This window comes from Paenibacillus sp. FSL W7-1332 (assembly GCF_037969785.1).
Classification (GTDB): domain Bacteria; phylum Bacillota; class Bacilli; order Paenibacillales; family Paenibacillaceae; genus Paenibacillus_AQ.
In genome coordinates, this window is the sequence record NZ_CP150209.1 from 2,228,998 (window position 1) to 2,244,836 (window position 15,839).

Annotated in this window: 13 protein-coding genes; all 13 read left to right on the forward strand. The window is 48.6% G+C overall.

The window, feature by feature from the left end; translation table 11 throughout:
- The 13 genes from MKX98_RS09690 to MKX98_RS09750 all read left to right on the forward strand — a co-directional run bounded on the left by MKX98_RS09690 (position 1) and on the right by MKX98_RS09750 (position 15,807).
- Positions 1–387, forward strand: a complete 387-nt coding sequence (locus MKX98_RS09690) for a DUF3397 domain-containing protein (RefSeq protein ID WP_339222788.1) — start codon at positions 1–3, stop codon at positions 385–387.
- A 149-nt stretch (positions 388–536) separates the two neighbouring features.
- Entirely contained in the window at positions 537–2,198 is a 1,662-nt protein-coding gene (locus tag MKX98_RS09695; RefSeq protein WP_194541659.1) for a peptide ABC transporter substrate-binding protein, read from the forward strand.
- A 209-nt stretch (positions 2,199–2,407) separates the two neighbouring features.
- A complete protein-coding gene (locus MKX98_RS09700; protein ID WP_071222972.1) occupies positions 2,408–3,340 on the forward strand; it encodes an ABC transporter permease in 933 nt (310 codons plus the stop codon).
- A 2-nt stretch (positions 3,341–3,342) separates the two neighbouring features.
- Entirely contained in the window at positions 3,343–4,293 is a 951-nt protein-coding gene (locus MKX98_RS09705) for an ABC transporter permease (protein ID WP_071222973.1), read from the forward strand.
- A 13-nt stretch (positions 4,294–4,306) separates the two neighbouring features.
- Entirely contained in the window at positions 4,307–5,302 is a 996-nt protein-coding gene (locus tag MKX98_RS09710) for an ABC transporter ATP-binding protein (RefSeq protein WP_194541660.1), read from the forward strand.
- Positions 5,299–6,237 (forward strand): ATP-binding cassette domain-containing protein, encoded by a 939-nt coding sequence (locus MKX98_RS09715; RefSeq protein ID WP_071222975.1) that lies wholly within the window; start codon positions 5,299–5,301, stop codon positions 6,235–6,237. The genes MKX98_RS09710 and MKX98_RS09715 overlap by 4 nt, the downstream gene beginning before the upstream one ends.
- Positions 6,238–6,425: 188 nt before the next feature.
- Complete coding sequence (gene bshC / locus MKX98_RS09720) at positions 6,426–8,057, forward strand: bacillithiol biosynthesis cysteine-adding enzyme BshC (RefSeq protein WP_339222792.1); 1,632 nt, start codon at positions 6,426–6,428, stop codon at positions 8,055–8,057.
- 40 nt (positions 8,058–8,097) lie between these two features.
- Positions 8,098–9,366 carry an adenosylhomocysteinase gene (locus MKX98_RS09725; RefSeq protein WP_220686040.1) on the forward strand — a complete coding sequence of 423 codons (1,269 nt, stop codon included), beginning with the start codon at positions 8,098–8,100 and terminating at the stop codon, positions 9,364–9,366.
- Positions 9,367–9,573: 207 nt separating this feature from the next.
- Positions 9,574–10,011 (forward strand): division/cell wall cluster transcriptional repressor MraZ, encoded by a 438-nt coding sequence (gene mraZ, locus MKX98_RS09730; RefSeq protein ID WP_009590832.1) that lies wholly within the window; start codon positions 9,574–9,576, stop codon positions 10,009–10,011.
- A gap of 76 nt (positions 10,012–10,087) precedes the next feature.
- The gene (rsmH, locus tag MKX98_RS09735) at positions 10,088–11,041 is read left to right on the forward strand and encodes a 16S rRNA (cytosine(1402)-N(4))-methyltransferase RsmH (RefSeq protein ID WP_339224386.1); all 954 of its coding nucleotides are present in this window, start codon (positions 10,088–10,090) and stop codon (positions 11,039–11,041) included.
- 33 nt (positions 11,042–11,074) lie between these two features.
- Positions 11,075–11,488, forward strand: a complete 414-nt coding sequence (locus MKX98_RS09740) for a cell division protein FtsL (RefSeq protein ID WP_220686039.1) — start codon at positions 11,075–11,077, stop codon at positions 11,486–11,488.
- 18 nt (positions 11,489–11,506) lie between these two features.
- Positions 11,507–13,777, forward strand: coding sequence for a penicillin-binding transpeptidase domain-containing protein (locus tag MKX98_RS09745; RefSeq protein ID WP_339222797.1), 2,271 nt, complete (start codon positions 11,507–11,509; stop codon positions 13,775–13,777).
- 86 nt (positions 13,778–13,863) lie between these two features.
- The gene (locus tag MKX98_RS09750) at positions 13,864–15,807 is read left to right on the forward strand and encodes a stage V sporulation protein D (protein ID WP_194541664.1); all 1,944 of its coding nucleotides are present in this window, start codon (positions 13,864–13,866) and stop codon (positions 15,805–15,807) included.
- Positions 15,808–15,839 lie beyond the last annotated feature (32 nt).

The window sequence follows — 15,839 nt, forward strand, 5'->3', positions numbered from 1 at the left end:
ATGGGTTTTTTGCAGGGGCTGTTTCACACATTAAGTCTTTTTCCGTTCATTCCGTTTTTACTGGTGTATTTCATTGTCTTGCAAAGAAATAAAAATCGAAAGCAAGCGCTGGAGCTGGCCATGGATGTAACCACATTTTTCATGCTGTTTTCCGTCTCCGCCTTGTTTAATAATACATTCCAGTCCAAATTCGGGTTCTATCTCATTCTCCTCATGCTGCTCATTGCAGCGGGGCTGATCGGCAGTGCGCAGAACCGCTGGAAAGGCAAGGTTAACGGTAAGAGGCTGCTGCGCGCCGTGTGGCGTCTGGGTTTTGTCAGCATGAGTTTTGGTTATGTGGTTTTTACATTTTTTGGTCTCCTCTCCTACATAATTAAGATGATGTAAGTACAATCTAATAACTAGTATTATATGATAAATCTGTTTGATCTCTGGGTCAGGCAGATTTTTCAATTTATTGATTTCTGGATTTTTTTGACCACTGGTTGTATAATCGATAAGCATATACCTAAAATCTATGAGGGGGATACCGCAAGATGAAGAAACAAAAGAAATTACTGCTTCTCATGACGCTAATTCTTGCTTTCAGCTCGGTTTTGGCAGCGTGTGGAGCTGACAAGAACGAAGGCGCTAATAACGGCGGAACGGCGGACAAGCCTAAAGAGCAAGTCTTCCGTATGAACCTTGCTTCCGACCCTCCTACATTGGATCCGGGCTTGGCTCAGGATAACACGTCGAATACGGTAATCAGTGCTGTATTTGAAGGTTTGGTTCGCAAGGGTGCAGATGGCTCTGAAGAGCCTGGCGTAGCCGAAAAATGGGATATTTCTGAAGATGGATTGAAATATGTCTTCACCCTTCGCAAAGATGCCAAATGGAGTAACGGCGATTCAGTAACAGCCAAAGATTTTGAGTATGCATGGAAACGCGTACTTGATCCGAACTTTACTCCTGCATCACCATATGCGTATCAGCTCTATTACATCAAAAACGCTGAAGCTTACAATCTTGGAGAGATCAAAGACGCCAATGAAGTCGGCGTAAAAGCAACCGATGACTATACGCTCGAAGTTACGCTGGCAAACCCAACGCCATACTTCCTCAGCTTGATGTCATTCCAAACCTACTTCCCGATTCACAGCTCTGTTGAAGGTAATGCTTCTTGGGCAACGAAACCGGAAACATTGATCGGTAATGGTCCGTTCAAAGTTTCACAAATGACCAAAGGTCAAAAGATCGAGCTTGTGAAGAACGACCAATATTGGGACAAGGATGGAATCAAACTTGAAAAAGTTCAAATGAGTATCGTGAACAGCTCGGCAACTGAACTTTCAAGCTATCGTAACGATGAATTGGATTATGCAGGACATCCAACAGGAAACATTCCGACGGATCAGCTCAATGCGATCAAGAAGGAATTGGGCGATGAACTGATGATCAAAGGGATTTCATCAACGTATTTCTATATCTTTAACACAACAGAAGAACCATTTGACAACGTGAACATCCGTAAAGCATTTGCCATGGCGATTGATCGTCAGGCGATCGTAGAGAAAATCACGCAAGGTGGACAACTTCCTGCACACGGTTTTGTTCCTCCTGGTATCAAAGGTGAGTCCGACGAGTACCGTAAAGAGGTGCCGGATACTTACTTCGATGAAAATCTTGAAGAAGCTAAGAAACTGCTCGAGCAAGGTATGAAGGAAAAAGGCTATACCACATTGCCGGAAGTTACTCTGATCCATAACTCCGATGACAACCACAAGAAAATTGCGCTTGCTATCGCAGATATGTGGAAGAATAACCTCGGTGTTACTGTGAAGGTACAAAACCAAGAGTGGGGCGTATTCCTGAAGAACCGTACGGATTTGAACTATCAAGTTGCCCGTTCCGGTTGGGGAGCAGATTATAACGACCCGATGACTTATATCGATATGTGGACATCCAACGGTGGTAACAACGATACTGGCTTCAAGAACGAAGAATATGACAAACTTGTGAAGGATGCTTATGCAACTAGCGATAACGCTAAACGCATGGAGCTGATGTCCAAAGCTGAGAAAATTCTCGTTGAAGAAAACCAAGTTGTAATGCCGATCTACTATTACTCCAGCGTGTCCTTGGTTAAACCATGGGTGAAGAATCTGCATCTGGATTATAAGGGTGATATCGATTTCACACGTGCATATATTGAGTAGTCTTTTGTAAAACCATTTATAAAAGGTTACGGTTCGGGATATATATGTGGGGCATTTAAACCTCATATATATCCCGATTTTTTTGTATGAGCGCAAGGTTTCCAAATCTTGTGTCCGTTGGTGAAAGTTAAGGGATGCCAGTTCCGTTCTAGAATAATACAATTATATAGACGGCTTGGTTTAGAACAACTGATCAGGAGGCTAGCGAAATGCTGAGGTATGTGGCGAGTAAGTTTTTTTATATGCTTGTATCGTTGTTCATACTGATCTCAGCCACTTTTTTTCTTATGAAAGCCATACCGGGCGATCCGTTTATGGGAGAGAAAAAGCCATCGCCTGAAATTTTGGCGAGGCTGATGGAGCAGTATGATTTAGATAAACCGGTATTTCAGCAATATACGAAATACTTGGGCAATATCGTTCAAGGTGACTTTGGTTTGTCTATGAAGAAACAGGGACAGTCCGTCACGGATATTATTGTTGACACATTTGGCCCTTCACTCCGATTGGGTCTTATCGCGATCGTAGTATCCGTTATCGTGGGTGTCCTGCTAGGGATGCTTGCAGCTCTGTATCACCGCAAGCTGATTGACAACATCGCCATGATCATCTCGGTTCTCGGCATCGCAGTACCGAGTTTCGTGCTTGCATCATTGTTGCAATACGTTCTCGCAGAGAAAGCGGGCATTTTCAATGTTATGGGCTTTGAAGGTCCGCTCGACTACGTGCTCCCTGTTATGGCCCTGTCAGCTCAACCGATTGCGTTTATCGCACGATTAACGCGATCCAGCATGCTGGAAGTGCTGCATTCGGATTATATCAAGACGGCGAAGGCCAAGGGTCTCAACTGGTTCGCCATTATGTTCCGTCACGTCATCCGTAACGGCATCTTGCCAGTCGTAACGTACGTCGGGCCAATGACAGCGAACATCATTACCGGTTCGGTCGTTATTGAACAGATCTTCGGCATTGGCGGCATTGGCAAACAGTTTGTTGAAAGTATCACAAACCGCGATTATACAGTCATTATGGGGATTACCATATTCTACGGCATCTTGCTGATGCTGGCGCGTTTCGTTACAGATATCGTATATGTATTTGTGGATCCACGCATTAAATTGACCGGCGGAAAGGAGAGGTAGACATGGAGAAAGAACAAAGTATGCCTCATCCTGCGGCACTAAACTTAAAGCCTGAAGATTTTCAGAAAATTGGTCCTGATGAGAAACAATCCGAGGTAATACAGCGTGAAAGTTTGTCCTCCTGGAGAGATTCCTGGGAAAGATTGCGCAAGAACAAGCTTGCTATGACGGGCTTGGTTATTATGATCTTGATTGTCATCATGGCCATTATCGGCCCGATGATCTCGAACTATGATTATGAAACGAATGATTTGATGAATACGAATATGCCGCCTTCATCAGAACATTGGTTTGGAACCGACGATCTGGGCCGCGACGTTTTTGTTCGTACCTGGATGGGAGCTCGGATATCCTTGACCGTTGGTCTTGCAGCTGCTGCGATTGACTTGATGATTGGTGTAATATATGGCGGCATCATGGGTTATTTCGGTGGCCGTGTCGATGAGTTCATGAATAAGTTTGCAGAAATTTTGTATTCCATTCCGTATCTGCTCGTTACGATTTTGTTGCTGGTTGTATTCGAACCAAGTTTAGGAACGATCATACTCGCCTTAACCATCACCGGGTGGATTAACATGTCCTGGATTGTGCGGGGCGAGATTATGCAGCTGAAGAGCAGAGAATATGTCCTCGCCTCACGTTCGATGGGAGCTGGAACCGCGCGCCTGTTGTTCCGGCATTTGATTCCGAATGCGATGGGTCCGATTATCGTTACCTTGACCCTGTCGGTTCCAAGCGCGATCTTTGCCGAGGCATTCCTGAGCTTCCTGGGTCTTGGCGTTCAAGCACCGGTTGCTTCATGGGGCTCCATGATTAATGATGCCCTGTCCGGATGGATGTACTATCCATGGCGGATGTTGTTCCCTGCTCTATTTATCAGCTTGACGATGTTAGCATTTAACATTTTCGGTGATGGATTGCGTGATGCGCTTGATCCGAAATTGAAAAAATAGGAGGTGGGAAGGTATGGAACCGATCTTGCAGGTAAAGGACCTCAACGTATCGTTTCGTGTTCGCGGCGGTGAAGTAAAGGCAGTCCGCGGCATGAATTTTGAAGTCGGCAAGGGGGAGACGGTTGCCATCGTCGGTGAGTCCGGAAGCGGTAAAAGTGTTACCGCCCAGACCATTATGCGATTGATTCCGTCCCCGCCCTCAGAAATAAAAAAGGGTGAGGTCATTTTCCAAGGACAGGACCTTCTCAAAAAAACGAATAAACAAATGGAAGCGATTCGCGGCAAGGATATTGGAATGATCTTTCAGGATCCGATGACATCGCTGAATCCGACCATTAGAATAGGCAAACAAATCACAGAGGTGCTGATCAAGCACCAGGGAATGTCTTTCGCCGAAGCCAAAAAACACGCTATAGAAATGCTGAAGCTGGTGGGTATCAAAAATGCGGAGGAGCGCTTCAATCAGTATCCGCATGAGTTCTCCGGCGGTATGCGTCAGCGTGCAATGATCGCCATTGCGCTTGCATGTAAGCCGACCCTGCTGATTGCGGACGAACCGACAACGGCACTCGACGTGACCATTCAGGCACAGATTATGGACGTTATGAAGGAAATGCAGGAACGTTTGGGCACATCGATCATTCTGATCACGCATGACCTCGGCGTTGTTGCCGGCATGTGTGACCGTGTCATCGTCATGTATGCAGGTGAAGTGGTGGAAACGGGAACGAAATGGGAGATTTTCAAAAATCCGCAGCATCCTTACACCAAAGGGTTGCTTCGTTCCATGCCGCGTCTGGATCAGAAGAAAGACGAACCGCTCATTCCGATTATCGGAACACCGCCGGATCTGATTAAACCACCTGTAGGCTGTCCGTTCGCTGCTCGCTGTGACGAAGCTATGCGAATTTGTGAACGGGTGGATCCAGGCGCAACGGAATTCAGCGACACGCACACGGCGCGCTGCTGGAATCTGCATCCGATGGCGAAGGAGGCCCAAGGTTCATGAAGGATAACCACTTGATTGAGGTAAAAGGCCTGAAGAAGTATTTTAACGTGGGCAAAGGCCAGGTTCTTAAAGCGGTTGACGATCTGAATTTCTTTATTCGTGAAGGCGAAACGCTTGGTATGGTGGGAGAGTCGGGTTGCGGTAAATCCACTGCAGGACGGACGATTCTCCGCCTTTATGAGCCTACGGCCGGCAGCGTTAATTTTAACGGAACGGATATTTACAAGCTGTCTCCGGGCAAAATGAAGGCGATGCGCCGCGATATGCAGATGATCTTCCAGGATCCGTATGCCTCGCTGAACCCAAGATTCACAGTGTCGGATATTATCGGGGAAGCTCTGGATATTCACGGTATGGCCGGCAGCCGCGCCGAACGCAAGAAGCGGATTGAGGAGCTGCTGGATATGGTCGGCTTGAATAGTGACCACTCGACGCGCTACCCTCATGAATTCTCGGGCGGTCAGCGTCAACGGATCGGGATTGCCCGTGCTCTCGCGGTGAACCCTAAATTTATCATCTGTGATGAGCCGATCTCGGCGCTCGACGTTTCGATTCAGGCGCAGGTTGTTAACCTGCTTAAAGATTTGCAGGACCGACTTGGCCTGACCTATCTCTTCATTGCGCATGACCTGTCCATGGTTAAGCATATCAGTGACCGGGTAGCGGTTATGTATTTGGGTAAAATGGTGGAGCTGGCAGACAGTGAAGAGCTGTATGCAAATCCGATCCATCCATATACCAAAACCTTGTTGTCCGCGATTCCGATTCCGGATCCGGAAATTGAGGCAAACAAAAAGCGGCTCAAGCTGGAAGACGATATGCAGGGGCCGATTTCAGCTGCCAAAGGCGAAGACGGAACGGTTCAACTGGACGTGAAGGATTCGGAATTGGTTGAAGTGTCCAAAGGACACTGGGTTGCAAAAGCCTACGCTTGAATAAACGGACCTCAGTATGAGGAAGCAGCTTCAAGAATAGCCGCTGGCATCGTGCCGGCGGCTTATTCTTTTCCTTTGACGCAGAATGCCAACATTCGGTACAATCAAGAAAGGCAAAATAATATAGAAGAAATTAAATTTAAGCACAATCTAGATTTGGTTGCGACGTAGAATAGGAGGCATACCTCATGAATATCGTTCCGGAACCATTATCCCTCGCTTCGCGTCTCGCTCAGGATTATATTCATCATTTCGACCGGGTAAGCGGGTTCTACGGTGAAGATTACCGCGGCGAGCACAGCTTTGCAGAGCGGGTACAATGGCTGGATCTTTCTGAAGACAAGCGAATTCAGCGTAAAGCGCTGGTGGATTGTCTTCGGACGTACAATAAGAAACACAATGATCATCCCGCTGTACATAAATCACTCCAACTTCTGGAGCGGCCAGGAACGGTTACGATGGTTGGTGGACAACAAAGCGGTTTGTTCACTGGACCTCTGCTTGTCATATATAAAGCAATTACCGTTATTCAAGCGGCCCGCGAGGCGGAAGAGCGCTTGAAACGTCCTGTCGTGCCTGTATTTTGGATCGCCGGGGAGGATCATGATTGGGATGAAGTGAATCATACGTACTTCCTGAATCAGGATCTGCAGCTTTCCAAGATCAAGCTTGATGCCAAGGACGGACTCAGGACGTCAGTTAGTTATACTGACGTTGCTGAGGAAGATTGGAATTCGATGCTGGCAGAGCTTCAGACTCAATTGGCAGACAGCGAATATAAGGCGGATCTGCTGAAGATGGCGAGGGAATCGCTGAACGGTTCGGCCGGGCTCAGCGAGGCATTCGCTAAACTGATCAGCTATCTGTTCGGCAAATATGGGCTGATCCTCCTGGATTCGGCAGACCCGGGACTTCGGGCGTTGGAAGTACCCATATTCGAATCATTGATTACCCGCAGTGAACAAATGGGACTTTCGTACCAGCAGGCTGCGAGGGATATCGCGGGTCAGGGTTATGAAGTCCAGGCTGATGTATCCGAGAATGGGGCTAACTTGTTCTACTTGCATGAAGGCAGACGCTTGTTGCTTTACCGAGAAGGACGTGTATTCTCAGACCGGAAAGGCATCGTTTCGCTGACGGAAGATGAACTGCTTCGGGATTTGCATCAGCACCCTGAACGCTTCAGCAACAATGTGTTGACCCGTCCAATCATGCAGGATTCACTGCTGCCCGTGCTCGGGACGATACTCGGTCCAGGCGAGATTTCCTATTGGGCGATTACGCGTTATGCATTCTCCGACTTGGGTTTGCAGATGCCGCTGATCATCCCAAGAATGTCATTCTCCATCGTAGATGGAACTGTCCATAAGCTGATGGAGAAATACGGATTGTCCTTCGAGGATGTCCAGCTTCACTTGTCTGAGAAGCGTGAGGCTTGGCTTGCCAGCAAGGACGAGCTGAATTTGGAAGCACGATTCAGTCAAACCCGGGAACAATTTGAAGCATTATATCAGCCTTTAATAGAAGATCTTGGCAAAATGCAAAGTGGACTGTTAAAATTAGGTCTAACCAATAAAGATAAAATATTGGAGCAGATGGATTACCTGTTAAGTAAATCCCGGAATGCCTTGGAACAGCAGCATGAGGCCGCACTGGCACAGTGGAAGCGCATTGAACAGACGTTGTTGCCGGAAGCGAAACCTCAGGAGAGGGTATACAATATCCTGGAATACATGAATCGTTATGGATTGAATCTGGTGGATCGCCTGATGGAAATCCCATACGCTGCTTCGGGCATTCACAGGGTCGTTTACGTATAACGATCAGGAATTCAAACATCAGATCATAGGAGGCCGTTAAATGAGCTCATCATCCATACAAACCAGCAATATTACCGACTTGAAACTGGCACCGGAAGGTCATTTGAAAATTGATTGGGTGAAGGCGCATATGCCGGTATTGAACCGGGTGCGTGAACAATTCGAGAAAGAACAGCCATTCAAAGGGTTGAAAGTCGCCATCTCCTTGCATCTGGAAGCCAAGACCGCTTATCTGGCGAAAGTCATTCAGGCCGGCGGAGCTGAAGTGACGATTACGGGAAGTAATCCGCTGTCAACTCAAGATGATGTATGTGCCGCATTGGTAGAAGACGGGATCACGGTGTTTGCCAAGTATAACCCGGATCCTAAGGAATACAAGCAGCATCTCATTTCAACACTGGAGACCAGACCGGATCTGATCATCGACGACGGCGGGGATCTCGTTACGATCCTGCACTCCGAGCGTACCGATCTGCTTGAAGGAATTCGGGGCGGAGCGGAAGAGACAACGACAGGCATCCTGCGACTGAAATCTTTGGAGAAAGAAGGCTCTCTCAAATTTCCGATGGTTGCCGTGAATGATGCATACTGCAAATACTTGTTTGATAACCGTTACGGTACCGGACAATCGGTCTGGGACGGAATTAACCGGACGACCAACCTGGTGGTTGCAGGCAAGACGGTTGTTGTCGTAGGGTATGGCTGGTGCGGCAAGGGCGTGGCCATGCGTGCCAAAGGTCTTGGTGCCAACGTTATTGTGACCGAGATTGATGCGATTAAGGCCGTTGAGGCTTATATGGACGGCTTCCGCGTCATGCCAATGCGCGAAGCGGCCAAATTGGGAGACTTCTTTGTAACCGTCACGGGTAACCGCGATGTCATCAGCGGGGAAGACTTTGATGTCATGAAGGACGGTGCCATTTTATCCAATGCCGGTCACTTCGATGTGGAAGTCAATAAACCGGATTTGTCAGAACGGTCTCAATCGGTTCGGACGGTTCGGCGCAATATCGAAGAATATCACCTGAAAGATGGCCGTAAGATTTATTTGCTTGCCGAAGGCCGTTTGGTGAATCTGGCGGCAGGTGACGGACATCCGGCGGAAATTATGGATATGACGTTTGCGCTCCAGGCACTGTCGCTCAAACATGTGAATGATCACTACAAGAACATCGGTAACCGCGTTGTAAATGTTCCTTACGAATTGGATGAACAGGTTGCCTTGTATAAACTGGAAAGTCTAGGTATTACAATCGACAGCCTGAGCGCTGAGCAGAAGTCTTACTTGGACAGCTGGGCTCAGCACTAAACAGCAGCAGCCTTAGATCATTTGCAAACCTCCTTTCCATCCCCATGCGGGATGAAAGGAGGTTTTTTGTGCGAATGTTCTGAGAGAAAGTTCCAAAAAAACAAATGCTCGATAGAAGGTATTTGATTCTTGACGCCGAATCTATTATCCTAAAGTGGTGGAAAGTGGTGCAAAGTGGGGAATCGGGGTTAAGGGGTGGAGTGCCTGATGTTCATGGGGGAGTTTCAACATAGCATCGACGATAAGGGGAGAATCATTATCCCTGCTAAGTTTCGCGACCTCCTGGGCACCTCGTTTATCGTAACCCGCGGATTGGACAATTGCCTCTTTGTATACCCCAAAGATGAATGGGCCATCATGGAACAGAAGCTCAAATCCCTGCCGCTCATGAAGTCGGATGCACGCGCATTCACCCGGTTTTTTTTCTCCGGGGCGACGGAATGTGAGTGGGATAAACAGGGAAGGGTAAATTTGCCGGGCAATTTGCGCGAGTTCGCCAAGCTCGAGAAGGAATGCGTCGTCATCGGCGTATCGAGCCGAGTGGAGATCTGGAGCAAGGAGCAGTGGCAGAATTACTATCAGCAATCGGAGGAAGCATTCAATGACATTGCTGAGAAGCTGGTAGATTTTGATTTTGATTTATAACCAGCTAGGAACATCGTATTGAAATGGACAAGTTACACTTAAAATCATGAATGAGACACAATGGAGGGCTGCAGCTTTGTTCCATCACATCACAGTGCTTAAGCAAGAAGCGACAGAAGGGCTGCGCATCAAACCAGACGGTATATATGTTGACTGTACGCTCGGGGGAGCAGGGCACAGCTCGCTGATTGCTTCCCAACTAAGTTCGAATGGTCGGTTAATCGCATTGGATCAGGACGATTGGGCTTTGAATAACGCCCGGGAAGTCATGAAGCCGTATGTGGACCGGATCACGCTCGTCAAAACCAATTTTCGTGATTTGGAGGAAGTGCTCCGTAACGAAGTGGAGGTTGACGAGAACGGGCAGCCGCAAGTTGACGGTATACTGTTCGATTTGGGCGTATCTTCTCCGCAGTTCGATGAAGGGGAGAGAGGGTTTAGTTACAATCATGATGCCCCGCTGGATATGCGGATGGATCAATCCGCCGAGCTTACCGCAGCCAAGATTGTAAACGAATGGCCGGAACAGGAAATTGCGCGAATATTGTATGAATACGGTGAAGAGAAATTTTCAAGGCGGATTGCCAAGGTCATTGTTGAAAGAAGGGCACAGAGCCCTATTCAGACAACCGGCGAGCTTGTCGAGATGATTAAGGAAGGGATTCCGGCCGCAGCTCGTAGAACAGGCGGCCACCCGGCCAAACGAAGCTTTCAAGCGTTTCGTATAGCGGTAAATGATGAGCTTGGCGCATTCAAAGACGCGCTTCACCAAGCAGTGCGATGTCTTGCACCGGGAGGAAGAGTGTCGGTCATCTCGTTTCACTCGCTCGAAGACCGGATATGCAAACAGATTTTTAACAGTTACATTCCCAAGTGTACATGCCCTCCAGATTTTCCGATGTGTGTATGCGGAGGTGGCCAAGGTGAGCTGAAGTTGGTGAACCGTAAACCGCTTATCCCCTCTGCGGAAGAGATTGAGAGTAATCCAAGGGCGCGTTCGGCGAAGCTGCGGATTGCGGAGAAACTGTAGAAACATAAAATCCCTGAAGAAGGAGAATCAGCCATGGCTTACACGCGCGGCAATTTAGCCGTACAGGAGAGACAGAAGGAAACGCAGCAGTCCGCTTATCTCGAGAAGACAAAAGTCGTCAAACGTCGTTCCCAGCTTCCGCAAAAAGAAAAGCTGCTGTATTTGTTATCCGTGGTATTTGTGGTTGCCGTCATGGGCGTCATTGGCATGAGTCATGTTCATTCCTATGACTTGAACCGGCAGATCCAGTCGACGGAGAACGACATACTCCAAGCGAAACGAGATATTAATCAGCTTCAGGTTGAGAAGCAAACACTGGAGACGCAAATATTGGACAAGGCCAAAGAGCTGGGCTATGTCCCTATTGATAACAATAATACGATCCATCTATCACCGGTCTCGGGGTCATCCGAGACACAGAATTCGGACTCGGGACAAAATGATTGAAGTGTGAGGTTTTGACCGATGATAAAAAAAATCAAACTGCGTACCGTGCTAATAGGGGGATGTATAACCCTCTTTTTTGCTTTATTGATTGGTCGGGTGTTTTGGCTGCAGGTGATCGATAACGACTTCTGGAAGGAACAAGCTTTATCGAAATGGTCGCGTAAACAGGATCTTCCAGCCACGCGAGGAACGATCACGGATCGGGACGGCGATATTCTTGCCATGGATGCGCCTGCCTTTACAGTTATTGTGAATCCTGCGGTCATTCAGGCTAATGGCATGGAGAATGAGGTCGTAAAAGGACTGCATGAGATTCTCGACAAGGATGAGGACGAACTCCGTGAACTGGTTAAAGCTAAAGACGATAAGGGCGAATACCTCAAGGGCCGCGAAGTCCGCAGCGAGGGATGGAAGATTGACCAGGAGAAGATGGAAGAGGTTAAAGCGTTTAGTGAAAGCTTGAATAAAAAATTAAAGGCAACCGGTAAAGTTCCCGATTCGGGCATCGGCTTTCAGCGAGAGTCAAAACGATTTTATCCACAAAAGACAGTGGCTGCACATATCTTGGGATATACCGATCGCCAGGGCAAGGGTATCGGGGGCATTGAGCAATTTTATGACGACAAGCTGAAGGGAACCGATGGATTCGCTTCTTACAAGAGTGATAAGAAAGGGGTCAAGCTCCCGAGTGAAGACGATTTATACCAGCCTGCAATAAATGGGAATAATTTAGTACTGACGACAGACGATACAATCCAGTATTATATCGAGGAAGCGATGCGCGACACGTATAACCAATATAAACCAATCAGTATGACGGTAATCGCAGCGGATCCGAACACGATGGAAATACTGGGAATGGCCAATATGCCGACTTTTGATCCCAATACATATTCGAAATGGAATCAAAAGAATTTTATCAATCATGCCGTGCGGTCCATCTATGAGCCGGGATCAACTTTCAAAATTGTTACGCTGGCCAGCGCAGTGCAGGAAAAGCTGTTTAGCCCGGGTGCGATTTATCAATCCGGATCCATAAGAGCGGGTGGAAGAACCCACCGGGACATTAACAGCGTAGGCTGGGGCCCTATTACCTACCTCGAAGGCGTGAAAAGGTCGAGTAACGTGGCATTTGTAAAATTGGGTTACGAAATGCTCGGCAAGGAACGATTTACCAACTATATTCGGGATTTTGGGTTTACGCAGAAAACGGACATTGATCTTCCGGGGGAGATTCTCGGTACCTTAAATATGACTTATGACTCCGATATTTCAACCATGACCTACGGATACGCCGTATCCGTAACGCCTATTCAACAGATTGCGGCCATTTCAGCCGTTGCCAACGGAGGCAAGCTCATGCAGCCTCATATGGTCAAGCAGATCGAGGACCCCAACACGGGCAAGGTTGAGAAAATCGAACCGAAAGTCGTGCGCCAGGTCATATCTCCTGAGGCCGCAAGAGAGACAGGGACTTACCTTGAGCAAGTTGTAGCTGACCAGGTAAATGGTACAGGAAGGCTTGCATATATCGACGGCTACCGGGTTGCGGGCAAAACCGGTACCGCTATAAAATCCGGCGGCGGATATAAAGACCGTACGAAACAAGTCGTTTCATTCATCGGGTACGCTCCCGTCGAGAATCCGAAGATAGCCGTGCTGGTCATTATCGATGAACCTAACGTTGAAAAGGGCGGCGGTACGTTGGCGGCACCTATATTTAAAGAGATCGTATCCAAGACATTGAATTATTGGGGCGTTCCCAAATCGAATGTAAAGCAGGATAAAGAAAAAACGAATTCAGTAACATCGCTGAAGGATTCCCTGAAGGCACCGGATTTTACGGGGTTGAAGCTGAGTGACGTAAAAGCCAAGCTGTTGAAGGATGGCGTGGCGTTTGAGACCTTGGGCAACGGAAATACGGTGAAGGAGCAATACCCGCCTGCCAATGCGATCATTAGTGCAGGACAACGGATTTATCTTCTTACAGAGGATAGTCCAACGATGAAAATCCCGAATTTAGAGGGTGAATCGCTTAGGGACGCCATGGAAGTGCTCACCTTGATGAAAGTAAAGGTTAATGTTCAGGGTGAAGGCTACGTTGTTTCGCAATTGGAAGCCAAGGAGAATGGCCAGCGAATTGTGCAGTTAACGCTGAAATCGGCTCAAGAGTTAATCACGGGAAGCAGCGGCTCTGATGAAACATCATCCGATGGCAGCGAGGAATCCAGTGGTGATGAATCCAACGATGAGGAAACAGAAGCAACAGGCAAGACCGAAGGGGAATAGCTTGTTCTAACCCGGGTTTGTCCCGAATACTCATGTGAAGAACGCATATCATGAGCTTTCGGGTTCAAACAGGGAGGGAAGCTTAGGTGAAAGTATCCAAGGTATCGCAGCGGAGAAGGCTGCTCTGGAGCCTGCTGCTGCTGCTCCTGCTGTTCTCAGCACTGATTATCAGACTGGCTTATGTGCAGATTGGGAAAGGCGCGGAGCTGTCGGCGAAGGCGGAGGATCTCTGGCGCCGCGACATTCCGTTTGCGGCACAGCGTGGTGAAATTTTGGATCGTAACGGAACCGCATTGGTTACGAATATAACGACACCGACCATTTGGGCGATTCCTGTACAAATCAAAGATCCGGACCATACAGCCGAGACGTTGTCCGGGCTGATCAGCATGGACAAAGCCGATATCAAGAAAATCATTACGAAACGTTCGAGATTGGAACGGATAAATCCCGGTGGACGAAAAATTACGATGGAGCTGGCTCAGGAAATTCGTGATTTGAAGCTGCCGGGTATCGTTGTTGCTGAGGATAACAAACGGTATTATCCCTATGGCGATCTCGCAGCCCATATTTTGGGGTTCACGGGAGCCTACAGCCAGGGACTCACCGGGCTGGAAGCCATGCATGACGACAAGCTGAAGGGCTTCGAAGGCGGAATATCCTATCTGTCCGATGCGGGCGGAAGAATCATGCCGGGCTCCTCGGAGAAATACGTAGAGCCCCGCGACGGTCTGAATCTGGAGCTGACGATCGATAAATCGATTCAGTCCATAATGGAGCGGGAGCTTGATCAAGCGATGGTGAAGTATCAGGCGAATGGGGCTTGGTCGATCGCCATGAATCCCAAGACAGGCGAGATTTTGGCAATGGCCAGCAGGCCAGGGTATTCTCCTGCCAATTACCAGGAGTTTTCAGCCGAGACGTACAACCGCAACCTGCCGATCTGGATGACCTATGAACCAGGATCGACATTCAAGATTATTACGCTTGCCGCTGCCCTTGAAGAGGACAAGGTTGACCTGAAGAACGACCACTTCTTTGACAGTGGGGCGGTAGAGGTCGGTGGAGCGAGACTGCGCTGCTGGAAAAAAGGCGGCCATGGCAGTCAGACCTTCATGGAGGTTGTTCAGAACTCCTGCAACCCGGGCTTCGTCGCGTTAGGTCAGAAGCTGGGCAAGGAAAGCCTGTTTCAGTATATCCGCGATTTTGGCTTCGGGGCAAAGACGGGCATCGATTTGAATGGGGAAGAGAATGGGATCCTGTTCAAACTCGACAATGTCGGTCCTGTTGAGCTGGCGACAACGGCATTTGGGCAAGGGGTATCGGTTACGCCGATCCAGCAGGTTGCTGCAGTGTCTGCCGCCATTAACGGCGGCAAATTGTTTAAGCCGCATGTGGCCAAGGCGTGGGTCAATCCAGAAACGGGAGAGACGGTCGAGGAAATCAAGCCGGAGCTTGTCAGACAAGTGATCTCGGAGGAAACATCCAAGCAAGTCCGCGAGGCACTCGAGAGCGTCGTTGCTAAGGGGACCGGGCGCCCTGCCTTCATCGACGGCTATCGAGTCGGAGGGAAGACGGGAACCGCCCAGAAGGTTATTAACGGCCGGTACTCATCGACCGAGCATATCGTATCGTTCATCGGATTCGCGCCTGCCGATGATCCTGAAATTGTGGTGTACACGGCGGTAGATAATCCGAAGGGCATTCAATTCGGTGGCGTCGTGGCTGCTCCGATCGTGCAGAATATCCTGGAGGATGCGCTGCATTATATGAATGTTCCGCCGCGTAAAGACCAGCTTGCCCGTGAATACAAGTATGGTGAGACACCAACCGTGACTGTACCGAACCTGGTCGGAGCTACGGTTCAGGATCTGTATGAGGATCTGAATATGAATTTCATGCTGGCCAAGTCCGGGACCGGCAACACAGTGATTTCCCAGGCGCCGAAGCCGGGAAGTCGGGTAGAGCGAGGGTCTACCATTCGGATCTATATGGGTGAAGACCCCGAGGGAACCAAGCACGAACATTAAGGCATCATCCGATTCGGGAGCGAGGGCGGATG